Annotated in this window: 15 protein-coding genes and 1 tRNA gene; 7 read left to right on the top strand and 9 right to left on the bottom strand. The window is 66.4% G+C overall.

The window, feature by feature from the left end; translation table 11 throughout:
• Positions 1-50: 50 nt before the first annotated feature.
• Positions 51-1841 (top strand): AMP-dependent synthetase/ligase, encoded by a 1791-nt coding sequence (locus RPR59_RS04280; RefSeq protein ID WP_313917013.1) that lies wholly within the window; start codon positions 51-53, stop codon positions 1839-1841.
• 32 nt (positions 1842-1873) lie between these two features.
• Here the strand turns inward: RPR59_RS04280 and RPR59_RS04275 are convergent, their stop codons facing one another.
• Positions 1874-4777 carry a M16 family metallopeptidase gene (locus tag RPR59_RS04275; RefSeq protein WP_313917011.1) on the bottom strand — a complete coding sequence of 968 codons (2904 nt, stop codon included), beginning with the start codon at positions 4775-4777 and terminating at the stop codon, positions 1874-1876.
• A gap of 209 nt (positions 4778-4986) precedes the next feature.
• Between RPR59_RS04275 and RPR59_RS04270 the strand changes: the two genes are divergently transcribed.
• Both RPR59_RS04270 and RPR59_RS04265 read left to right on the top strand, forming a co-directional pair.
• Positions 4987-5793 (top strand): aspartyl/asparaginyl beta-hydroxylase domain-containing protein, encoded by an 807-nt coding sequence (locus tag RPR59_RS04270; RefSeq protein WP_313917010.1) that lies wholly within the window; start codon positions 4987-4989, stop codon positions 5791-5793.
• A 6-nt stretch (positions 5794-5799) separates the two neighbouring features.
• Positions 5800-6531: an RNA methyltransferase gene (locus RPR59_RS04265; protein ID WP_313917008.1), complete on the top strand. Its 732-nt coding sequence runs from the start codon at positions 5800-5802 to the stop codon at positions 6529-6531.
• A gap of 18 nt (positions 6532-6549) precedes the next feature.
• Here the strand turns inward: RPR59_RS04265 and msrA are convergent, their stop codons facing one another.
• On the bottom strand, positions 6550-7092 hold the full coding sequence (msrA, locus tag RPR59_RS04260) for a peptide-methionine (S)-S-oxide reductase MsrA (RefSeq protein ID WP_313917005.1): 543 nt from the start codon (positions 7090-7092) through the stop codon (positions 6550-6552).
• A gap of 83 nt (positions 7093-7175) precedes the next feature.
• Between msrA and galE the strand changes: the two genes are divergently transcribed.
• Positions 7176-8174, top strand: a complete 999-nt coding sequence (galE, locus tag RPR59_RS04255) for a UDP-glucose 4-epimerase GalE (protein ID WP_313917003.1) — start codon at positions 7176-7178, stop codon at positions 8172-8174.
• A 22-nt stretch (positions 8175-8196) separates the two neighbouring features.
• On the opposite strand, the gene RPR59_RS04250 is transcribed toward galE, so the two are convergent.
• The 3 genes from RPR59_RS04250 to RPR59_RS04240 form a co-directional block, all read right to left on the bottom strand.
• A complete protein-coding gene (locus RPR59_RS04250; protein WP_313917001.1) occupies positions 8197-10260 on the bottom strand; it encodes a TonB-dependent receptor in 2064 nt (687 codons plus the stop codon).
• 199 nt (positions 10261-10459) lie between these two features.
• A complete protein-coding gene (locus RPR59_RS04245) occupies positions 10460-11194 on the bottom strand; it encodes a phosphatase PAP2 family protein (RefSeq protein ID WP_313916999.1) in 735 nt (244 codons plus the stop codon).
• A gap of 361 nt (positions 11195-11555) precedes the next feature.
• Positions 11556-11631 (bottom strand) — tRNA-Thr (locus tag RPR59_RS04240).
• Between the two features lie 173 nt (positions 11632-11804).
• Between RPR59_RS04240 and RPR59_RS04235 the strand changes: the two genes are divergently transcribed.
• Positions 11805-13076 carry a PAS domain-containing protein gene (locus RPR59_RS04235; RefSeq protein ID WP_313916998.1) on the top strand — a complete coding sequence of 424 codons (1272 nt, stop codon included), beginning with the start codon at positions 11805-11807 and terminating at the stop codon, positions 13074-13076.
• A gap of 96 nt (positions 13077-13172) precedes the next feature.
• Positions 13173-17798 carry an NAD-glutamate dehydrogenase gene (locus RPR59_RS04230; RefSeq protein WP_313916997.1) on the top strand — a complete coding sequence of 1542 codons (4626 nt, stop codon included), beginning with the start codon at positions 13173-13175 and terminating at the stop codon, positions 17796-17798.
• A gap of 227 nt (positions 17799-18025) precedes the next feature.
• Here the strand turns inward: RPR59_RS04230 and RPR59_RS04225 are convergent, their stop codons facing one another.
• From RPR59_RS04225 to RPR59_RS04210, 4 genes are all read right to left on the bottom strand, one after another.
• Complete coding sequence (locus tag RPR59_RS04225) at positions 18026-18292, bottom strand: ribbon-helix-helix domain-containing protein (RefSeq protein ID WP_313916995.1); 267 nt, start codon at positions 18290-18292, stop codon at positions 18026-18028.
• A 217-nt stretch (positions 18293-18509) separates the two neighbouring features.
• Complete coding sequence (gene cobT / locus RPR59_RS04220) at positions 18510-20342, bottom strand: cobaltochelatase subunit CobT (protein ID WP_313916991.1); 1833 nt, start codon at positions 20340-20342, stop codon at positions 18510-18512.
• A 192-nt stretch (positions 20343-20534) separates the two neighbouring features.
• Positions 20535-21539 (bottom strand): cobaltochelatase subunit CobS, encoded by a 1005-nt coding sequence (gene cobS / locus RPR59_RS04215; RefSeq protein ID WP_313916989.1) that lies wholly within the window; start codon positions 21537-21539, stop codon positions 20535-20537.
• Positions 21540-21654: 115 nt separating this feature from the next.
• Positions 21655-22347 carry a winged helix-turn-helix transcriptional regulator gene (locus RPR59_RS04210; RefSeq protein WP_313916987.1) on the bottom strand — a complete coding sequence of 231 codons (693 nt, stop codon included), beginning with the start codon at positions 22345-22347 and terminating at the stop codon, positions 21655-21657.
• Positions 22348-22415: 68 nt separating this feature from the next.
• Here RPR59_RS04210 and RPR59_RS04205 point away from each other — a divergent pair, with 68 nt between their 5' ends.
• Positions 22416-22898 (top strand): VOC family protein, encoded by a 483-nt coding sequence (locus tag RPR59_RS04205; protein WP_313916984.1) that lies wholly within the window; start codon positions 22416-22418, stop codon positions 22896-22898.
• Positions 22899-23023: the final 125 nt, after the last annotated feature.

Here is a 23023-nt window from a genome sequence, read left to right as displayed (position 1 = left end):
TTTGGCGAACAGGCGAACAGCCCGCCGGTACGAGAGGACACCGCCCCAGGATGCGAACGCTCGAACACTTTCCCAATCTCGTCGCCATGTTCTTCGCGCGGGCACGCGAAAAGGGCGATGCGCCGTTCCTCTGGCACAAGGACGGGGGGCAGTGGGTGCCGCTGAGCTGGGCGGCGGCGGCACGTCAGGTCGCCAGCCTCGCCGCCGCGCTGAGGGCCAAGGGATTGCAGCCCGGCGAGCGGGTGATGCTGGTGAGCGAGAACCGGCCCGAATGGTGCATCTCCGACCTGGCGATCATGGCGGCCGGTTGCGTTACCGTGCCGACCTACACCACCAATACCGAACGCGATCACCAGCATATCATCGACAATAGCGGCGCGCGTGCCGTCATCGTTTCCAACGCGAAGCTGGCAAAGACGCTTTTTCCCGCCGTTCTGCGCTCTTCGACCGTGCAGATCGTGATCGGCATCGACGCGATCCGGGCCGGCCAGGCCGGCTCGATCGACTATTATGACTGGCACACGCTCGTGTCCGAATTTCCCCGCGATGCCGCGGCGGCGGCGGCCGAGGCGGACTTCGCCCGCGAGGATCTGGCCTGCATCATCTATACCAGCGGCACCGGCGGCTCGCCGCGCGGGGTGATGCAGCACCACGGAGCGATCCTGCACAATTGCGCGGGGTGCGTATCCATCATTGCCGAAGATTTCGGCTGGGACGACGAGGTGTTCCTGTCCTTCCTGCCGCTTTCCCATGCCTATGAACATACCGGCGGACAACATCTCCCGATCGCGTTGGGGGCGCAGATCTATTACGCCGAAGGGCTCGACAAGCTGGCCGCGAATATCGAGGAGACCCGCCCCACCATCATGGTCGTGGTGCCGCGCCTGTTCGAGGTGCTGCGCACACGGATCGTTCGGCAGATCGAAAAGCAGGGCAGGTTCGCGACGTTCCTGCTCGACCAGGCGGTCGCGATCGGCACGCGCGCAAAGGACGGCAGGATCGCGCTTCGCGACTGGCCGATGGACCTGTTCCTGCGCCGCACGCTGAAGCCGAAGATCGCCAGGCGCTTCGGCGGCCGGATGAAGGCGATGGTCTCCGGCGGCGCGCCGCTGAACCCGGAAGTCGGCACCTTCTTCCAGGCATTGGGTCTCACCTTCCTGCAGGGCTACGGCCAGACCGAAGCCGCGCCGGTCATCGCCTGCAATCGCCCGTCGGCGGGGCTCAAGATGGATACGGTCGGCCCGCCGCTGCCCAACACGGAAGTTCGGATCGCCGCGGACGGCGAGATCCTGGTGCGCGGCGAACTCGTCATGCACGGATATTGGCGCCAGGAGGCCGAAACGGCGCGCGTGCTGAAGGACGGTTGGCTGCACACCGGCGATGTCGGCGACATCGATGCGAAAGGGCGCATCCGAATTACCGACCGCAAGAAGGACCTGATCATCAACGACAAGGGCGACAATATCGCCCCGCAGAAGGTCGAGGGTATGCTCACCCTGCAGCCGGAGATCGTGCAGGCGATGATCGCCGGCGACCGAAAGCCCTATATGGTCGCCGTGATCGTTCCCGATCCGGAATGGACGGCGCAGTGGTGCGCGCAGAGCGCCACCGGCTGCGACTTCGCCAAATTGGCGCAGGACCATGACTACCGCGCCGCCGTCGGCAAGGCGGTGGAGCGCGTGAACCGGGATCTGGTCGTCGCCGAGCGGGTGCGCCGCTTCATCCTGGCGGACGCGCCGTTCACCATAGAGAACGAACAGCTCACGCCGTCGCTGAAAATCCGGCGCCATATCCTGAAACAGGCCTATGGCGAGCGGCTGGATGCGCTTTATCGCGGTTGAGGGCGGACGCGGCCGGCGACGGCCGCCGCCCGTTATGGCTTTTCCGCTTCGTCCGGCAGCACGACCATCGTCCAGTCTTTCGACGGGACCAGATATTTCCGCGCCAGCGCCTGAATGTCGGCGGGCCTGGTCTGGCCGTAATCGGCGACAATGCTGTTGACGCCGGCGATCCGGTTCGGATCGAACGCACCGCCCGCGGTCTGTCGCATCCAGAAGCTGCTGCCGGTCGATGCACGCATCAGATATTGCTTCATCGGCTGCAGCGCGCGCGAGAGTTCGTCCTGGCTCACCGGATTGGCGACCAGATCGGCCGCGATTCTGCGCGCGATGCTAAAGAACAGATCGGTTTTGTCCGGCGGCACCATGCCGACTGCCAGGATGTCGCCGCCCGATGCCAGGCCGATCGGCCATTGGCTGGCGACCTGCGGCGTATAGCTGACGCCGGCCTCGGACCGAAGCTCGTCGAGCATGCGGTCTCCGAAGATTGCGCTCAGGATCTCAAGGCGGCGGCTTTCCCCGATCGCGGCGCTGCCGCCGCCGGTCGGCCATGCGATCACGGCTGCGGCCTGATCCTTCGCGCCGCTGTGGTGCCGCACGACCGGGTCGGCGGCATGGTCGGGAAATCGCACCGCCGGCGGGTCGATCGGCGTGCCCGGCCGCGGCTTCATCGCGCCGAAGGTCCGCGCAACGGCGGAGATCACCTTGTCGGGCTCGATGTCGCCGTACACCTGCACCTCGATCGGACCACGGGCGAGCACCGGTTCCCAGAAGGATCGGAAGGATTCCGGCGTGAGCGCCGCCACCTGTTCGCGCGACGGCGTGGCCCAGCGGGGATCTCCGTCATGGAGAAGACCGGCGAGATCGCGCGTCAGCACGCCTTCCGGTGAAGACGTCATCGCATCATAGCCGGCGAGCGTCATCGCCCGTGCCCGGTTGACCGGGTTCGGATCCCATCCCGGATGGGCAAGCTTCGCCGCGATCAGGCGTAGCTGATCGGCGACGTCGGCAGGCGTCGTCTGCCCGGCGAAGACGAAGGCGTCGTCCGCGATCGAGAAATCGAGATCGATTTCGCGGTCGCCGGTGAGCTGTTCGAGTTCGTCCACGCCCAGATCTCCGATCCCGCTCGCGGCCAGGGCGATCTCGCCGGCCCAGGCCGGCGTCATGTGATCGGCGGGAATCGCGTTATAGCCATGGCCGAAGCGAACACTCACGAACGCACGGTTGGTTTCGGCCGGGTTGGCGAACAGCAGCAGGTTGACCCCGTTTGAAAACACGACCTTCTCGATCGGCGGATTGGCGAGTATCGGGCTGCGGCTCTCGACGGTGCCGGGGGCACCGAAAGCCGGCAAATCGTCGAACGTAACGGTGCTGGACTTCGCTCGGGCGGAGGCGATGTCGGTGATGTCCTCGGTCAATGCGTCGGCAAGCGCTTTCCTCGCACCGGGGTCGGCCTCGGGCGAATTGAGCACGCCGCGCAGCGCGACGCCGTCGAAAACCTTTTTCGAAGCTGCGAGGATGCGGTCGGGTGTGAAGAAATGCTTGTCGATCGCGCCCTGCAATATGCCGAGTGAAATATCGGGCGAGCCGGTCGTTTCATGCACGTCGACGGCCTCGACCATCGTATCGGCCTGCACCGCTCCGGCCTCGATCCGGGCGCCGGCGACCGCGCGCACCATCGCTGCCTTGATCTCCTCCACCTCGCGGTCGATCTCCGCCTGCGTCGGCGGATGGCGGCGGGCATCGGCGATCACGGCGCGGACATCGTGCAGCGCCGCCTTCCAGTCGCCGTCCATCGGCAGCACGTTCACCGTCGTGACGTTGGCGGAGCGGGCCACGTCGTCCAGGCTGGCGGACGCACGGATGAAACTGCCGCCGGCACGCGCGCGGCGCTCCAGCCGGCGGTTCACGATGCGGACCGCGATCTGGTCGACCATCCGACGCTGGTTGAACAGGATGGTGTCGTCGCCGATCGTCCAGGGCCGCAGATAGGCCATGGCGACGATGGGCGGGAAATTCGCCTCGCTGACCGTCGCGGCAAAGGGGGCGCCGGGATGCGGGGAACCGAAATCGGGTGTCTTCGGGTCCCGTCCCTTGCCTTGCCAGGCACCGAAATGCTTCTTGATCATGGCCTCGAACAGCGCCGGGTCCATATCGCCGGCGATGACGATCACGGCACGCGACGGACGATACCAGCGGTCGTGAAAGGCGCGGACGGAGGCGGGTGTTGCGGCCTGCAGCGTCTTCGTCGTCCCGATGGGCGCTCGGTCCGCCAGCGGCTGACCATCGAAGAACAGCCCGCGCGTCACCTTGTCGAAGCGAATCTGCGGCCCCGGCCGCTCGCGCTGTTCGGCCAGGACCACCGGCCGCTCCGCGTCGAGCGCGGCCTGGTCCAGGTCGGGCGCGCGCATCATCCCGGCCAGGATGTGCATGCTTTCGTCGAGCGAGGTCTCGGTCGCCGAAGGCAGATCGAGCTTGAACACCGTGTCGGTAAAGGTCGTCGCCGCATTGGTGTCGGATCCGAAGGTCACGCCGAGCCGCTGCCAGATACGCTTCGATTCCATGTCGCCGGCATATTCCGAGCCGCGAAAGGCGAGATGCTCGAGCAGATGGGCATAGCCGCGTTCGCTGTCCTTCTCCATCAGCGAACCGGCGTCGATGCGAACGCGAATGGCGACCTGGCCCGGCGGCACGCCGTTGTGACGCACGGCATAGCGAAGGCCGTTGGGGAGCACGCCGAACGTCCAGGCCGGGTTGGGCGGAATGTCCGACCCCTTATAGAGCCAGGGTTTTTCCGACTCCGGCATCGTCGTCGGCTGAAGCGCCGTGGCCGTGACATGCGTCGGCTGGCCGGTCTGCGCCAGCGACGGCGGGACGATAAGCAGGCTGGTGAGGACGAGAAGGAGGACGGAGCGCAGCGCGCTGGACGGAAAACGCATGGCCCATCCTACCGCGATTGTTCGGCAACCGCCAGCGCCGCCACGCACGGGCGAGCCGGGGAAATGCGGCGAGTGGCCGCTTCCGATCACGCGCGCGCCATTATTTCGACCAAGATTGCCGATACGAATCATCCTGGAAAGTGCAGCGGCCAAGGGTCGCGGACACGCGCCACGGGGCCGAAAGGGGCGGCGGCGCGGACAGGGGTTGAATGATCGACATGGGCTCGCGAACGCACAGCGCATATCACCGTTCATGGCGGGAATCGGGCGGGGCACACCGCGCCTCGGCCGGTCCGCGCCCGCTGATCGTGCGGCTGGGCAAGCGGATGCGCGGCGCATTCGACCGTTTGATCGAGAAATCCTCGCTGATCGGCAACGGACCGGTTCTCGACGTGCGGGATTTCCCCTGGAGCGCCGATTTGCGTACCAACTGGCGCGCGATACGCGACGAGGCATCGCAGATCGCGCTGGCCGCCGACGCAGCCCCGCCGCTCGCCGCGATATCGCCCGACCACCGCGACATCGCACTGTCCGATGCGTGGCGTTCCTATTTCCTGTGGGGCTATGGCTACGGCATCGAGGAGAATATCGCCCGGTGCCCGGAAACCGCGCGATTCGTGGAGAGCATTCCCAATCTCAACAGCGCGTTCTTCTCCATTCTGGCGCCTGGCACGCACATCCCCGCCCATCGCGGCGTCACCAAGGGGCTGGTGACCTGTCATCTGGGGCTGATGGTGCCGCGCGACGGCGATGCGCGCATGCGGATCGGCAACCGTATCGTGCGGTGGGCCGAGGGCGAGACGCTGATCTATGACGACACCTATGATCATGAGGTGTGGAACGACACGTCCGGAACGCGCGTGGTGCTGTCGATTCAGTTCAAGCGGCCGCTGCGCAATCCCGGGCGCTGGATCGCCGAATGGTTCCTGAAGGTGGCGCGCGGTTCCGCTTTCGTGCAGGAAGCGCGGGCGAACATCCACCACTGGAACGCCGCGCATGACGGGCGCGACGCGTAGAGGCACATGAATTCATCCTTTCCGCCGCCCGCGATCGTGCTGGTGCGCCCGCAACTCGGCGAAAATATCGGCACCGCGGCACGCGCCATGCTGAATTTCGGACTGACGGAGATGCGCCTCGTGGCCCCGCGCGACGGCTGGCCCAATCCCGCAGCCGGCCCGGCCGCAAGCGGCGCGGACGCGGTGCTGGACGGGGCGCGCGTGTTCGACACGGTGGCGGAGGCGACGGCCGATTGCGCGCATGTCTATGCGACGACCGTCAGGAAGCGCGGCGTGACCAAACCCGTCCTGACGCCCGAGCAAGCGTCCGCTGCGATCCACACCGAGGTCGGAAAATCGGCCATCCTGTTCGGCGCCGAACGGTCCGGCCTGGCAACGGACGATGTCGCCCTGGCACGCTCGATCGTGACGGTGCCGATCAATCCCGATTTCAGTTCCCTCAACCTGGCGCAGGCGGTGATCCTGATCGCCTATGAATGGTCGCGCACGCGCGGGCTTGCCTCTCCCACCGAGACCGAACTCGACCCGCCGGCACCGCAAGCGGAACTGGAAGGCATGATCGCGCAGCTCGACGCCATGCTGGAAGCAGCCGGCTATTTTCGCCCGCCCGAGCGCATTCCGGCGACGAAGCGTGCCCTGCGCGGCGTGCTGACCAAGCCGGGCTGGACCTCTCAGGAGGTGCGCACGCTGCGCGGGGTGCTGTCGGCGCTGAAAGGGCGCAAGCGGCAACGGGGCTAGCCTCGCTGCCGCCCGCCCTCAGGCTTCCGCGCTGGCCGCCTTGGACCGCGCGGCGAAGCTCTTGCGCAACTTCTGCAGCTTCGGCGGGATCACGGCCATGCAGTAAGGATTACGCCGGCCTTCGCCTTCCCAATATTCCTGGTGATAGTCTTCGGCCGGATACCATTCGTCCAGGGGTTCGATCGTCGTCACGATCGGGTCGGGCCAGTTCGGCTGGTTGCGTTCGATCGCCGCCTTCGCCGCCGCTTCCTGCGCCGCGTCATGCGGAAAGATGGCCGACCGATACTGGGTGCCGACATCATTGCCCTGCCGGTTCGGCGTCGTTGGGTCATGGGTGGCGAAGAAGATGTCGAGCAGATCGTCATAGGTCACCTGATCGGGATCGTATCCGATGCGGATCGCCTCGGCATGGCCGGTATCGCCGGTGCATACCTCGCGATAGCTGGGGTTCGCCTTCGTTCCGCCGGTATAGCCGCTTTCGACTGAATGGACGCCGATCACATCGGTGAAAACCGCCTCGGTGCACCAGAAGCAGCCGCCCGCAAATGTCGCATGGTTCATCGTAACGCTTCTCCTATTCCCCCGTTACATAAGCGTGGTGCGCCGCTAGGCAACGTTCAGGACGAACGGCCATGGAGACGGCAATGCGCGACGATACGGTGATGGTGACGGGCGGCGCGGGCTATATCGGCAGCCATGCGGTGCTGGCGCTGCTCGATGCCGGCTGGCGCGTGGTGGTCGTCGACAACCTCGTTACCGGCTTCGCCTGGGCCGTCGATGACCGCGCCTCGCTGATAGAGGCCGATGTCGCCGACGATGACAAGGTCCGCGCGGCGATGCGCAACCACAACGTGCGCGCGGTGATGCACTTCGCCGGATCGGTGGTCGTGCCGGAATCGGTCAGCGATCCGCTGAAATATTACCGCAACAACACCGCCGCCAGCCGCTCCCTGATCGAAAGCGCGGTCGCGTGCGGCGTGAAGCATTTCATCTTTTCCTCGACGGCCGCGACCTACGGCATACCGGACCAGGTGCCGATCGCGGAAAACGCCGCCACCCAGCCGATCAACCCCTACGGCACGTCCAAGCTGATGACGGAAATGATGCTGCGCGACGTCGCCGCGGCACATGCTCTCAACTATTGCGCGCTGCGATACTTCAACGTCGCCGGCGCCGATCCCGACGGCCGTTCCGGCCAGTCCACGGCCGGCGCCACCCACCTCATCAAGGTCGCGGTCGAGGCGGCGACGGGCAAGCGCGATCATGTCTCGGTCTTCGGCACCGATTTCGGCACGCCCGACGGCACCGGCGTTCGCGACTATATCCATGTCGGCGATCTCGCCGCCGCCCATGTCGACGCGCTCGACCTGCTGATTGCCGATCCGGCGCGGAGCCACACGCTCAATTGCGGCTATGGCAGGGGATATTCGGTGCTGGAGGTGCTCGACGCGGTCGACCGGGTCACCAACATGACGATCGACCGCCGCCTCGAAGGGCGGCGCGCCGGCGACCCGGACGCCCTGGTCGCCGACAATGCCGCGATCCTGAAGGCGCTGCCCTGGCGGCCGAGACATGACGATCTGGACACGATCGTCAGGCACGCCCTCGCCTGGGAGCGCAAGCTGGCCGAACGGCAGGGCTAGGCCGGCCGCCGGCCGTGGCCGGTCAAAGCTGGAAGCGCGCGGTCAGCCGGATGTCGCGCCCGGCGAGCGGGGCGTAATCCTTCAGGAAGCTCGCGTGCCTGCGCGCCACGACATCGAAGATGTTGTTGGCCTGCAGCGTCAGGCTGGTCGCGTTCTCGCCGAAGGGCTTCCACGAAACGCTTGCATTCACCAGCGTGAAACCGTCGGTCGGCGTCTCATATTCGGAGACGCGGTCCTGCTCGAAGCTGTGCTCGACTTCCACCCGGCCGTTCCACCGGTCCGACTGCGCTTCCAGGCCGCCCAACAGCCGCAGCGGCGGAATGCGCGGGACCGGGCCGGTATCGACGATGGTCGCATGGACGTAATCGCCGAGCAGATCGCCGTTGATGGTGAAACCGCCGATGCGCGCGAGCGGCGCGGAGATCTGCCCCTCGACCCCGTAATAGCGGGCATCCGCCTGCGCGTTCTGATAGACCGGCAGCCCGTCTTCGATCGCGCCGGTCTGATAGGCGTAAATATAATCGGAAAACCAGTCGTAATAGGCCGAGGCGGAAAAGCTCAGCCCGCCGCGCCTGCCTTTCAACGTACCTTCCAGGCCCCAACTCGATTCCTGGTCGAAGTTCGGGTTGCCGACTTCAAATGCCTGGGTGCCCGCATGGGGGCCGTTGGCGAAAAGCTCTTCCGCCGTGGGCGCACGCTGCGTCCGCGAACCGTTGAAGCCGATGCGGATGCCGTCCACGAACTCATAACTTGCGCCCAGCGAACCGGAAACCGAATCGAACGACCGCTTGATCGCCGGATTGCCCAGCGTGGCATCGGCCACCGCCTCGACATCGCTATGCTCGATCCGCGCCCCGCCCTCGATCTTCAGCGGCCCGTAGTCGAGCGATTGCAGAGTGAAGGCCCCGAATTGCTGCGTGAAATTCTTGGGCAGGAATTTCTCTTCGCCGACGACATCGAAGTCGCGCACGAAGAACTGGCCGCCAATCGCGCCGGACCATGCGCCCTGTTGCGCCTGGGTCAGTTCCAGCCGCCCCTCATAGCCCTGGCTGTAGAAGGTCGTGCCGACCTCGCCGGTGTCCTCGATCTCGCTATGCTGATAATCGGCCGCACCCAGCCGCAGCCGGATCCGGTCGAAGATGCCGCTTTCCGGATCGACCTCGCCGCGGATATCGACCCGGTCCTGCTTCATGTGCAGATGGACCGCTTCCGCCTCGGCATCGGGTTCCAGCGCATAGCGGACCGGCACGCCGTAATAATTGTCGTAGTGACTGACGACGAAGCCCAGATTGCCGCCGTCGGCCACGACCGCGGCGCCCGCCCCGACATCCCAGGTTTCCGAATCGCTGTTGGGAAGCTCGCCCTTCAGATCGGCGAGCTGACGGATGGCGGGCTCGCTGCTCGCCTGCGCCTGCCGACGCAGGTCGGGGGCAAGGATGTGGCCGCCGGTCTCGAGATTATCCGTCCGGGAATAGCTGCCGTCGACATGGGCGACGATATTGCCGGAAACCGGCACGTCGGCGACGGCGGAGATGGCGCGTTCGTCGGCAGCCGATCCCAATGTCCCGATGGCATCGGGGTGCAGCGGCGCTTCCGGCATCTTGCGCGGAATACGGCTGTCGATGACGTTGACCACGCCGCCGATCGCCGACGAACCGTATAGCAGAGCCGAGGGACCGCGCAGCACCTCTATACGGTCCGCGGTCAACGGGTTGATGGCGACGGCATGGTCGACGGATGTGTTCGACACGTCGATCGAACCGATGCCGTCGGTGAGAACGCGGATGCGATTGCCCTGAAATCCGCGCAGCACGGGGCGCGAGGCGTTGGGGCCGAACGACGTCGCCGAAACCCCCGGCTGCTTCGCCAGCGTTTCGCCGATCGTGGGACGCAGGTCCCGCGTCAGCTCCTCGCCCGACACGACGGAGACGCCCGAAAGCACGTCTTCTTGCGACTGCTGCAACACGCCGGTGACGACGATTTCCTCGGAAACTTCCTCGTGCCGGACAGCGCGCCGGCTGTCCTGGGCGTGGGCGACGGTCGCGATGCAAAGTGCCGTTCCGGAGAGGAGGATGATCTTCTTCACAGATGTTGTCCCTTCGCGCTGAAATCAAGTTCCCGCAGCGCATTAGTAGTGATGTTACAACATCACAACCCCGAAAATTGGCAAAGTTCCGATGCCGGCGCTCAGGTCCGCCGGTGCTCGTCCAAGGCCTGCTCGATCAGCCGGCCGGGCGCGATCATACACCCCGGCGGCGACCGTCGCAGGCCAGCAGCATAACGACCTACAGCGCCTCGTCCTCGTCGGCGGGCAGGGCGTGCAATTCGCGTTGGTGAATGCGCAGCCATTTGCCAAGGCGCCACCACGCCACCGCCCACAGCGTCCCGAAGCTCCACCCGGCAAGGACGTCGCTGGGCCAGTGCACGCCCAGATATACGCGGCTGACCCCGATAGCGCCGACCAGCAGGATCGCGACCGCGAACAGATAGGTCCGGCGTGCATCGCGCTGGATGATCTGCGTCAGCAGCGTCGCGACGGTCAGATAGATGATGGCGCTGTTCGCCGCATGGCCGCTCGGAAAGCTCAGCGTGTTCACCTCGACTAGGTGCGGCACGACGTCCGGCCGGGACCGGGCGACACTATCCTTGAGCAGGCTGACCGCGAAAGAGCCGCTCAGCGTCGCCACCCCAACGAGCGCCGCCGTCAGCCATTTGCGCGATGCGAGCAGCATGCCGACTGTCAGAAACACCACCAGCGTCAGCACCGTGCCGCCGCCCAGCGTCGTGATATCGATCACGGTCTGCCTGAACCCCGCCGGGCCGACCGGCTGCGACGGCGAGCCCGGCACGCGCAACGCCAGCAGGATCGCCCGATCGAACGCATCGGGCCGCCCGCCGCCGATCACCCAGCCGGCCAGCAGCATCAAGGCGACCGCCACCGACAGCAGCCCCGCCCCCCACATCAGATGCGGCGGGTGGCGTACGCCATCGGGTTCGCGGGTCGCGGTCGTATCGGTCATCCGCTCCTCATAACCGCTCGGCAGCCGAAGCGGCAGGGACATAGCTTCGGTTTTTGCACGGGCTGCCCGCGCATCCGGTGATGCGAACGAGACCGGAGGGACGATGCGGTTGGACCAGACCTTTATGTTTTCATCATGCCGAAAGCCGCGAAACGCCCTTCTTTCTTTATGAGGGCGGGCCCGTCGGGGAACGAGCGCGGGTGTCCACCTTGCCCCGCCATCTTGCGCGGATTTCGGGCCGGCACGTCATGTCGGAAGCCTGCCGGTCTGACGCTGTCCATTTGCTGTCCGAAACCGGTAACAACGGAACTGCGTTGCTCGACCGGGGCAACGCGAAGACGCGGAATATCTCGCGGGGCGCTGGTGCCGCTTACAGGACTCGAACCTGTGACCCCCGCATTACGAATGCGATGCTCTACCAACTGAGCTAAAGCGGCCCGCCGGCACTCAGATGCCGGATTGGGATGGGCGCGCTTAGCAGCACTTGGAATGGCTGGCAAGCGCTCGCGCGCGCCCAACTTTCACGGATTGGCTTTACGCATCGTTTACCACGGCCGTGCACAACGGGTCGCGAACTGGACGGCCGGATGCCGTTGATTGGGGGATACCGATGGACAGCGCGCGCGGCATCGACGATCGTATCGAGCAGGAACAGGACCACGACACCGATGACGGCGTGGTCGACACCACCGTTTCCGTCGGCACGGACGAGCGGCGCATGCATGTACGCGCCTATAATTACTGGGTGTCGCTGCTGAACGGCCGGCCCTTTCCCTCGATCGAGGATTTGCAGCCGGACAATATCGCGGATTTCGGCCCGAACAGCGTTCTGCTGGATTTTTCCGAAGGGGTGGAGAACCCGGCGATTCGATATCTCGGGTCCGCGCTGCGCGAAGAATGCGGTGTCGATTCCTCCATCCGCCATGTCGCCGAAGTACCCAGCCGGTCGCTGCTGTCGCGCCTCACCGATCATTATCTGCAGATCATCGCCAATCGCGCGCCGATCGGGTTCGAGGCGGAATTCGTCGGCCAGCGCGGCCATAACACGCTGTATCGCGGTATCCTGATGCCGTTTTCGGCCGGCGACGATTCGATCGACTTCATCTACGGCGTCATCAACTGGAAAGAGATGGTCGATGCCGAGACCCAGGCCGGGCTCGACGCCGAAATCGCCGAATCGCGCCGCGCCGCGCCGGTCGCGACATCCGCACCGACAGCTCCGGTCTGGGCCGACGGCCCCGGCGTCGCGGAAGCGGAAAGCGAAACGGGCGCCCCCGCGCCGCCGCTGGGATCGCCACTCGCCGATCAACTGATGCTCGCGCGCGAAACGGCCGCACAGGTGCGCGCCGCCGATACGCGCTCGCGCGCGGCGCTGTACCGCGCGCTGGGCCGCGCTCACGATTTCGCCCTCGCCTGCGCCGATGCGCCGGACGCCTATGCCGACCTGCTGAAAGGCGCCGGGCTGAAGGCGCAGGACCGCGCGCCGCTGACGCCGATCGTCAAGCTCGTCTTCGGCGTGGAGTATGACAAGGCGCGCGTCACCGAATTCGCCGCAGCCCTTGCCCACGCCCGTCGCCACGCCGTACCCGTCGGCGCCTTCCCGCGCTTCATCGAGGATGCCGAGGGTGGCCTGAAGGGTCTGGTCAAGGCCGAGCGCGCCGCCCGGCGCCCGGCACCGAAACCGGATCGCTATGCGGCCGCCGCGAACGAGCTTCGCCGGCGCCCTGCCCTTGCCCAGCTTCCCATCGGCGGCGGCGCCGACGATGCCGAGTTCGTCGTGCTGGTCGCCCGCAAATCCGGCGCTGCCGGGCTGGACGTCGTCGCACGGGTCGACGGCGATGCGAAATTCACCGCCCAGGCGGTGCGCCGAGCCCTCGACTGATCGCCGGATTCGCGCGGCGAACCGACCCGCGCGACGGCAAGAAAAGCATGGCACGCCCCCTTGAGCCTCACGCTCGGGGGGAGCATAGCGCGGTCCATGACGAAACAGATAACGAAGTCGCTGTCGCAGGCGTTCGAAGCCCGTTTCACCGAAGGCGCACTTCCAGGAGAGGTAGAAAGGTTCGGCAAGGCCGACCGCAAGGAGGCCGCCAGCTTCGTCGCCGAAACCGCGGCCCATCGCGAGCCCGCGAGCCCGCGGATCGCGCTCGACACCTTCACCCGGGGCGGCCAGCGCCGAATGCGCCTGGCGGTGGTCAACGACGACATGCCGTTTCTGGTCGATTCGATCGCGGCCACCATCGGCGCCCACGGCATTGCGATCGACCGCATCATCCATCCCGTATTGTCGGTGTCGCGCAACGGCGACGGCAAGCTGACCAGCATCGGTGAGGGCGGCGCGCCCGAATCGATGATCTATATCGAGATGGACCGCGTGGACGCGAAGCCGCGCAAGACACTGGTCGCCGATATCGAGCGCAATCTGCGCCACGTCCGCCATGCCGTGAACGACTGGCCGGCGCTGCAGGTCGCCATGCGCGAGGATGCCGACCGCATGGACAATGACGAGGGAGCGGCGCTGCTGCGCTGGTTCCTGGACCGCAATTTCACGCTGCTCGGCTATGAACACTGGATGCGCGACGGTTCGGCGAGCGGCCAGCTCGGCCTGGCGCGCGAAGCGCTCGACGTGCCGCTGCTCGCCCAGCAGTCGCGCGAGCGCGCGCTCGCCTGGTTCGAGGAAGGCGGCGATGCGCCGCTGCTGCTGAAATCCAACTGTATCTCGACGGTCCATCGCCGCGTGCCGCTGGACCTGATCCTGGTGCCGGTGCGCGAGGACGAAGAGATTACCGGCCTGTCGATCCATGCCGGGCTGTGGACCAGCGCCGCGCTCCACGCGGCACCGCAGGACGTGCCCGTGCTGCGCGCCCGGCTCGGCACGCTGGAAGAGCGGCTGGGTTTCGACCCCAAGGGCCATACCGGCAAGGCCATGGCGCATGCGCTGACCGCGCTGCCGCACGATCTGACCACGGCCTTTTCCCCGGACGATCTCGAGCAACTGGCGCTCACGGCCATGTCGATCGCCGACCGGCCGCGCTCACGCCTGATCCTGATCCGCAGTGCGCTGGGGCGACACCTGTTCGGCTTCGTCTGGCTACCGCGGGACGAACTGTCCTCGGGCCGCCGCGCCGCGATCGGCGAGATGCTGGCGGAAGCGGCGGGTGCCGACATGCTGAGCTGGTCGATCTCGCTGGAAGACGGCCTGGTGGCGCTGTTGCGCTTCACGCTGGATCTGCGCGGCGACGCGCACATGCCGGACGAGGCGGAGCTGGACCAGCGGCTGGAACGGATGATGCGCGGCTGGATGCCCGCGGTGGAGGCCGCGCTCGGCGATCACGGCGGTCAGGGCGCGACGCGGCTCGCGCTGCGCTACGCCAACACCTTTCCCAACAATTACCGCAACACCAACACGCCGGAGGAAGCGGCGCGCGACATCGCCCGCATCGCCGAACTGGAAGACGAATCGGCGCGTTCCGTACGCTTCATCGACGGCGACGGCAGCGACGGCCGGCTGCGGATCAAGGTCTATCGGCTGGGCGGTGCGCTGGCGCTGTCCGACGCGGTGCCGGTGTTCGAGAATTTCGGCTTCCGCGTCATCGAGGAGGTGCCGACCCCGCTCTCCGACGAGGACCACGCCTTCATCCACGATTTCGAGGTCGAGCTGGAAACGCCGATCGACCCCGACAACCGGTTCGACATCGCGACCGTGGAAGCCGCGATCGCGGCCGTGCTGGAACTGCGCGCGGAAAACGATGCCTTCAACCGGCTGATCGTGGAAGCGGCGATGAAGCCGGCATCGGTGACGCTGCTGCGCGCCTGGTTCCGCTATCTGCGCCAGACCGGCATGTCCTATGGATTGTCGACGGCGGTGGACGCCCTGCGCAACGCGCCGGAAGTGGCGGGCGCCCTGATCGCGCGGTTCGAGGCGGCGCACGACCCGGATGCGCGCAAGGGCGCGGAAGAGGCGATGGCGCTGGCCGAAGAGGCGATCGAACGGGGCCTGGCCGGCGTGTCGGCGATCGACGACGACCGCATCCTGCGCAATTATGCCGGCGTCGTGAAGGCGACGCTGCGCACCAACGCCTTTTCCCCGGCGGCGGACGAAGCGCTGGCGTTCAAGCTCGACAGCGCGAAGGTGCCGGGCCTGCCGCGGCCCGTGCCGTGGCGCGAGATCTTCGTCTATTCGCCGCGGGTCGAAGGCGTGCACCTGCGCGCCGGCCCCGTCGCGCGCGGCGGCCTTCGCTGGTCCGACCGGCGCGACGATTTCCGCACCGAGATCCTGGGCCTGATGAAGGCGCAGCGGGTGAAGAACGCCGTCATCGTACCGACCGGCGCCAAGGGCGGCTTCTATCCCAAGCAACTCCCCTCACCCGCCACCGACCGCGAAGCGTGGTTCGAGGAGGGCCGGGAAAGCTATCGCATCTTCATCCGGGCGCTGTTGTCGATCACCGACAACATCGTCGGCGGTAACGTGGTGCATCCCGAACGCGTGCGCATCCTGGACGGAGAGGACCCCTATTTCGTCGTCGCCGCCGACAAGGGCACGGCAACCTTCTCCGATGTCGCCAACGCCATCGCGATGGAGCGCGACTTCTGGCTGGGCGACGCCTTCGCCAGCGGCGGCAGCCACGGCTACGACCACAAGGCGATGGGCATCACGGCCAAGGGCGCCTGGGTTTCGGTCAAGCGACACTTCCTGGAAATGGGCGTGGACGTGCAGACCGACGAGATCTCGGTCGTGGGCTGCGGCGACATGTCGGGCGACGTGTTCGGCAACGGCATGCTGCTGTCGAAGACGCTGAAGGTGAAGGCGGCGTTCGATCATCGCCACATCTTCCTCGACCCCGATCCCGATCCGGCAAGCTCGTGGGAGGAGCGCAAGCGCCTGTTCGAGCTGCCGCGCTCGAGCTGGAACGATTACGACAAGCGCAGGATCTCGAAGGGCGGCGGTGTCTTTTCGCGCAGCGACAAGACGATCAAGCTCACCAGGCAGGTGCGCGAGATGCTCGACATCGAGGACGAGGTGCTGGAGCCCGCCGCGCTGATTTCGGCCATCCTCAAGGCGCCGGTCGATCTCATCTGGTTCGGCGGCATCGGCACCTACATCAAGGCCGCGGCCGAAAATAATGCCGAGGTGGGCGATCCCGGCAACGACCGGCTGCGCGTCAATGCCGAGCGGGTCCGCGCCAAGGTCGTGGGCGAAGGCGCGAACCTGGGCGTTACCCAGGCGGGGCGCATCGCCTATGCCGCCAAGGGCGGGCGCATCAACACCGACTTCATCGACAATTCCGCCGGCGTCGACTGCTCGGACAACGAGGTCAACATCAAGATCGCGCTCAACCGGGAGATGACGGAAGGCAGGCTGAGCTTCGACCAGCGCAACAAGCTGCTCGCCCGCATGACGGACGATGTCGCCAGGCTGGTGCTGGAGGACAACCGGCTGCAGACGCTGGCGCTGTCCTTCATGGAGAATGACGGCGCGGTCGCGGTGCCGAGCTATGTCCGGGTGATCGAGATTTTCGAGAATGCGGACCGGCTCGACCGCACGGTCGAGGGACTGGCTTCGAATGAGGATTTCCTGCGGCGCGGCCAGGACGGGCTAGGCCTGACGCGGCCCGAACTAGCCGTGCTGCTCGCCACCGCAAAGCTCGCGCTGCAGGACGCGATCGAACGGCGCGACCTGGGCGCGGATCCGGAACTGCGCGGCGATCTCCACGCCGCCTTCCCCGCGCCCATGCGCAAAAAATATGGCGACGCGATCGATGCGCACCGCCTGGCCGGCGAGATCGTCGCGACCAAGCTCGCCAACCGGATCGTCAACCGCATGGGCGTGCTCCACCCGTTCGAACTGGCCGAGGAGGAAGGCGCCGCGCTGGGCGACATCGCATCCATGTTCGTCGCCGCCGACCGGCTGTTCGGCCTGCAGGCGATCTGGAAAGAGATCGAAAGCGCCGATATCGGCGAACAGGCGCGCATCGCCCTGTTCGAGGAAGTGGCGATCGCCGCCCGTTCTCAGATCGCGGACCTGTTGCGCGTGTGCAAGTCGGGCGATGGCCCCGGCGACGTGATCGCGCGGCTGCAACCCGGCATCGCCAATCTCGACCGGCAGGCCAAGACGCTGCTGCTGGAAGAGGCGCGCGCGCAGAGCGGCCGCATCTCCGACCGGCTGGAGGAATCCGGCGCCCCCCGGTCGCTGGTGAAGAAGGTGGTGCGCATCTTCGAATTGGACGGTGCGGTGGGTCTGGCCGATCTTGGCCAGCGGCGCGACCTCGACGAGACGGTGCTGACGCGGGCGTTCACCCGGCTGGGCCAGGCACTGGGTCTCGACTGGGCGCAGGCGAATGCGGCGCGGATCAAGACCGGCGATCCGTGGGAACGCCTGCTGATCGCGGGGCTGGCGCGGGATTTCCAGCAATTGCGGCTGGAATTTCTCGGCCGCATCGACGCCGGCGATCCGCAACGCGCGGTGGAGGACTGGCTGGACGCGAACGCCGCGCGGGTCGCGCAGTTCACCGGCCTCGTTCAGCGCGCGCGCCGCGCACCCGCTCCCAGCGCCGCGATGCTGGCGCAGATCGCCGGCCAGGCCAGAGTGCTGCTGGCGCGGTGAGGCGCCGCTCCGCCGCCCCGGACCTGATTCGGAGTGGCGGAGCGCCGCGCGCAAGAAGGGCAGTGCTTCGACAAGCTCGGCATCAGCGGGAAGCGGGGTGTCTCTGCCTGGCTACCCACCGCTTGCCCTGAGCTTGTCGAAGGGCCGTTCTGTTTCTGTCAGCGGCAAGAACCGGCTTGGACGATTTTCAGGCTGAAGGGCGGAAAGCCGCCTGGACGGAGCACCCCTCAAGGCGACGGTGTATGTCCGGTAAGCTCGGCGAGCAGCCAGCTCCGGATCGCGCTGGCCAGGTTGGGCGGGGCGTCGGCACGGATGCGGACGGCATCGATGGCCGCCACCAATGCGTTGAGCGGCAGGCCGCGTTCGCCGGCGGCGGCTTCCAGCGCCCTCCAGAAAACGGGTTCGAGGCTGATCGAGGTCTCGTGCCCGGCGATCGTCACCGATCGCTTGACCGGCCCGGCGAACCCGCCGGGCGGCGGCGTGATGCCGCTCACCGCCGCCCCTCCCCAACGCAGCAAAATGCCACAGGAAAGAATCGTATCCCCGCGAAAGCGGGAATCCAGGGCCGCAAACGCGCCGCCCGACACCCCGGGCTCCTGCCTTCGCAGGAGCACGAAGGCGTCGCAAACCCGGTCGAGAACCGTCCCGGACGGCGCTCCTTCCCCGCTTCGCGTTCGGCGAACGCATTCCCGCCGCTGGAAGGAGAGGCCATCATTCCTCGTCGAACAGGGCCGCGAGCTGTTCGATCATCGTGCCCGCCAATTGCTCCACGTCCATGATCGTCACCGCGCGGGCATAGTAACGGGTCACGTCGTGGCCGATGCCGATCGCCGACAATTGCACCGGCGAACGCGTCTCGATCCAGCCGATCACCTGGCGCAGATGGCGTTCGAGGTAACTGCCCGAATTGACCGACAGGGTGGAATCGTCGACCGGCGCGCCGTCGGAGATGACCATCAGAACCTTGCGTTCTTCCGGCCGTGCGATCAGCCGGCTGTGCGCCCAGAGCAGCGCCTCGCCGTCGATATTCTCCTTCAGCAGCCCTTCGCGCATCATCAGGCCCAGTGAGGCCTTGGCCCGCCGCCATGGCTCGTCGGCCTGCTTATAGACGATGTGGCGCAGGTCGTTGAGACGGCCCGGCTGGTGCGGCCTTCCGTTCTGCAGCCATTCCTCGCGCGCCTGTCCGCCCTTCCACGCCCGCGTGGTGAAGCCCAGGATCTCCACCTTCACCCCGACGCGTTCGAGCGTGCGGGCGAGGATGTCCGCGCTGATCGCGGCGATCGAGATGGGCCGGCCGCGCATCGAACCGGAATTGTCGATCAGCAGCGTGACCACGGTATCGCGGAAATCGGTCTCGCGCTCGACCTTGTAGCTGAGCGACTGCATCGGGTTTACCACCACGCGCGCCAGCCGGGCGGCGTCGAGCAGCCCTTCTTCCTGATCGAAATCCCACGACCGCGCCTGCTGCGCCATCAAACGGCGCTGCAAACGGTTGGCGAGCTTCGTCACCACGCCCTGCAGATGCGTGAGCTGCTGGTCCAGATAGGAGCGCAGCCGTTCCAGTTCGTCGGCATCGCACAATTCGGTGGCGGCGATGATCTCGTCGAACTTGCTGGTGAAGGCCTTGTATTCAAACTGCGGCGGCAGGTCGGACCAGGGACGGTTCGGCCGCACGGGCATCATGCCTTCCCGCCCGTCGTCGCCGGGCTCACCTTCGGCGTCGTCCATCTCCTGCTCGCTGTCGGCCTGCTGCTCGCCCTCGCCTTCGTCCGAATCGCGCTGCTCGCCGCGGGCGTCGACCTCGCCCTCGCCCTGCTCGCCGGCCTCGTCGCCTTCGTCCTCGCCCTGTTCCTCTTCCTGGTCCTCGGCGCCCTCGTCGTCACTGCCGCCCTCGTCATCCTCCTCGGGCAGCACCTCGCCCTCGGTGAGGTCGAGATCTTCGAGCAGGTTGGAGACGAGCTTGCCGAACGATTCCTGGTCGTCGATAGCAAGGCCGAGCGCGTCGAGATCCTTGCCCGCTTTCTCCTCGACCCAGTCGCGCACCAGTTTCATGCCCGGTTCGGCGAGCGACGGCGCGGGCTTTCCGGTCAGGCGTTCGCGCGCCATCAACTGGATGGCGGTCGACAGCGGCACCTCTTCGGCCGTGCGTGCGCGTGCAATCGGATCGGATTTCAGCCGGACGTTCAGCGCATGGTCGAGATTGGCCGACACGCCCTCGTACCCGCGCGATCCGATCGCTTCGATCCGCGCCGTCTCCACCGCGTCGAACACCGCCCGCGCCACCGCCTCGCGCGGGGCGGCGCGGTTGTGCTTGGCGCGGTCGTGATGTTTCAAGCGCAGCGCGAAACCGTCCGCGAAGCCGCGCGCCTGCGCCACCTGGTCAGCCGGCAGTGTGCGCGACGGCATCGGCACCTTCAGGTTGCGTCCGGCCTGCGACGGCGCATCGGCGGAAAAGGCCAGTTCGACCTCGGCGTCCTCGGCCAACACGCGCGCCGTGCCGCCCAGCACCGCCTTGAATGCATCAAGAGGCGTGCGTTCGGTCATGCTATCCCTCTCCCCGCCGGGGAGAGGGATGCGAAGACTTGGCGGCGAAGCCGCCTAGGCGAAGCTGGGAGAGGGGAAAGGCGTTTGCACCGGCCGTGCTCACCCTCATCCAACTTCGCCTAGGCGTCTGCGTCGCCAAGGCGGCGTATCCTTCCCCCATCAAGGGCGAAGGAGAAAGAGGCAGCGCCGCCGTCACGCCCGCTTCACCACGCTTTCCGGCAGGTCGTCGCCGAAGACGCGCTGATAATATTCGGCGACCAGCGGCCGTTCCGCCTCGTCGCACTTGTTGAGAAAGCTCAGGCGGAAGGCGAAGCCGATATCGCCGAAGATCAGCGCGTTCTGCGCCCAGGTGATGACGGTGCGCGGGCTCATCACCGTGGAGATGTCCCCGCCGACGAAGCCCTTGCGCGACAGGTCGGCGACGCGGACCATCTTTTCCACCACCTCCTTGCCCTCGGGCTTGTCGTATTCGCCCGACTTGGCGAGCACGATCTGCGCCTCGGTGGCGGCCGGCAGATAATTCAGCGCGACGACGATGTTCCAGCGGTCCATCTGGCCCTGGTTGATCTGCTGCGTGCCGTGATACAGGCCGCTGGTATCGCCCAGCCCCACCGTGTTGGCGGTGGCGAACATGCGGAACCACGGATTGGGGCGGATGACGCGGTTCTGGTCCAAGAGCGTCAGCTTGCCCTCCGTCTCCAGCACGCGCTGGATCACGAACATCACGTCGGGCCGGCCGGCATCATATTCGTCGAAGACCAGGGCGGTCGGATTCTGCAACGCCCAGGGGAGCAACCCCTCACGGAACTCGGTGACCTGTTGCCCGTCCTTCAGCACGATCGCGTCGCGGCCGATCAGGTCGATCCGGCTGATATGCGCATCCAGGTTGATGCGCACGCACGGCCAGTTGAGCCGCGCCGCCACCTGTTCGATATGCGTCGACTTGCCGGTGCCGTGATAGCCGTGGATCATGACGCGGCGGTTGTGGGCGAAGCCCGCCAGCACCGCCAGCGTCGTATCGGGGTCGAAGACATAGGCGGGATCGAGATCGGGCACGCGCTCGTCCGCCTCGCTGAACGCCGGGCATTCCATGTCGGAATCGATGCCGAACACCTCGCGCACGTTCACCATCTTGTCGGGCGCGTCCATCACCGTGGTTTCGCGGCTGTCGGGCTGGGTGTTCGCGATGCTTGCCATGACCAATCCTGAATTGTGAGAAGGCGTCGCCGGCCGGCGCGGCTGTCCCCTACCACTTAAGGCGAGCGTGAAAGAGGGCAAGGGGCGAAACCGCCGCGCCGCCGCCCGCCCATGTTCAGGCCAGCTTGTCCGGCAGAACGAACAGCCGCACGAAGCGCTCCGCCAGTGCGCGGTCGCCGTGGATGCGCAATGCGCCGGCCGCCTCCGCATCGGCGATCGGCCGCCCGCCATAGACGATCGACGCCATGGTTTCGGGCGAGGCGTGGAAGGCGGCGTCGGCGCCGGCGGGATCTTCGCGGCGTACGTCGAAGCCATGGCGGTCGAGCCTTCCCACGAATTCGTCGGCGCCCAGCCGAAAGCCGATCCGCGCATCGAGATCGCCGACCAGCGTGCCGTCGTGCATCGTGCGGAACGACATCATCAGCGAGGCGGCGCTGAGCGGCAGCGTCGGATCGTGGAGCGACGACCTGACCGCCCAGCGCCCCAGTTCCTGGATCGCGGTCTCGCTCGCGCGGCCCCATTCGGTCAGCTCATAGACCTGCACCGACGCCGGCGGCGGCAGCTTGCGCCTGTGCAGCACCCCGATCCGCTCGAGCCCTTCCAGCCGCTGCGTCAACACATTGGCGCTGATACCGGGCAGGCTGGCGCGAAGTTCGCCGAAGCGTCTTCCGCCGTACATGAGTTCGCGCACAATCAGCAGCGACCAGCGTTCGCCCACCAGTTCCAGCGCAAGCGCGGTGCCGCAGGCGTCGTCATACCAGCGCTTTTGCCTGGATTTCCAATCTGTAGTTATTTTTTCTGACTTCATAGTTGCTTTTTATAACCATTGCGCGCACGATCCTCAAGTCCGCCGACTCGCGGCGCAGGAGAGATGCCATGACGAAGCTCAGCACGTGCGTCTGGTGCAACTATACCGCAGAGGAACAGGCGAAATTCTACACCGCACTGCTCCCCGACAGCCGCATCACCCGCGTCCAGCGCACACCCGCCGACACGCCCTCGCAAAAGGCGGGCGACGTGATCGTCGTCGAGCTGGAGCTTCTGGGCCAGCAGTTCATCCTTCTGAACGGCGGCGACATGTTCCGGCACAGCGAAGCGGTGAGCTTCGTCATCCCGACCAAAGACCAGGCCGAGACCGACCACTATTGGAACGCGATCGTCGATAATGGCGGGGCGGAAAGCATGTGCGGCTGGTGCAAGGACAAATGGGGAATCAGTTGGCAGGTCACGCCCGACCGGCTGATCGAACTCGCTTATGACAATCCCGATGCCGACAGCGCGCGCCGCGCGATGGAGGCGATGATGACGATGAGAAAGATCGACATCGCCGCGATCGAACGCGCCGCCGAAGCCGCGTGAAGGAGCACTGTCATGCCGATGGATCCGAACGCCGACATTGAAATCACCAGCTTTCGCGGTCGAAGAGGCCGAACTCCTCGTTCGCGCCATGGAAGCGCAACTCGTTGATCTCAACCGAAGCGCTA

Origin of the sequence: Stakelama saccharophila (assembly GCF_032229225.1) — a bacterium.
Classification (GTDB): Bacteria; Pseudomonadota; Alphaproteobacteria; order Sphingomonadales; family Sphingomonadaceae; genus Sphingomonas; species Sphingomonas saccharophila.
This window is presented reverse-complemented; position numbering and strand designations above follow the sequence as displayed.

Bases quoted from the DNA above. Each gene is read 5' to 3' on its own strand.
- RPR59_RS04245 (WP_313916999.1), bottom strand. From the start codon at position 11,194: ATGACCGATACGACCGCGACCCGCGAACCCGATGGCGTACGCCACCCG.
- RPR59_RS04210 (WP_313916987.1), bottom strand. From the start codon at position 22,347: ATGAAGTCAGAAAAAATAACTACAGATTGGAAATCCAGGCAAAAGCGC.
- RPR59_RS04235 (WP_313916998.1), top strand. From the start codon at position 11,805: ATGGACAGCGCGCGCGGCATCGACGATCGTATCGAGCAGGAACAGGAC.
- RPR59_RS04275 (WP_313917011.1), bottom strand. From the start codon at position 4,777: ATGCGTTTTCCGTCCAGCGCGCTGCGCTCCGTCCTCCTTCTCGTCCTC.
- galE (WP_313917003.1), top strand. From the start codon at position 7,176: ATGCGCGACGATACGGTGATGGTGACGGGCGGCGCGGGCTATATCGGC.
- RPR59_RS04205 (WP_313916984.1), top strand. From the start codon at position 22,416: ATGACGAAGCTCAGCACGTGCGTCTGGTGCAACTATACCGCAGAGGAA.
- RPR59_RS04230 (WP_313916997.1), top strand. From the start codon at position 13,173: ATGACGAAACAGATAACGAAGTCGCTGTCGCAGGCGTTCGAAGCCCGT.
- msrA (WP_313917005.1), bottom strand. From the start codon at position 7,092: ATGAACCATGCGACATTTGCGGGCGGCTGCTTCTGGTGCACCGAGGCG.
- RPR59_RS04265 (WP_313917008.1), top strand. From the start codon at position 5,800: ATGAATTCATCCTTTCCGCCGCCCGCGATCGTGCTGGTGCGCCCGCAA.
- cobS (WP_313916989.1), bottom strand. From the start codon at position 21,539: ATGGCAAGCATCGCGAACACCCAGCCCGACAGCCGCGAAACCACGGTG.
- cobT (WP_313916991.1), bottom strand. From the start codon at position 20,342: ATGACCGAACGCACGCCTCTTGATGCATTCAAGGCGGTGCTGGGCGGC.
- RPR59_RS04270 (WP_313917010.1), top strand. From the start codon at position 4,987: ATGATCGACATGGGCTCGCGAACGCACAGCGCATATCACCGTTCATGG.
- RPR59_RS04280 (WP_313917013.1), top strand. From the start codon at position 51: ATGCGAACGCTCGAACACTTTCCCAATCTCGTCGCCATGTTCTTCGCG.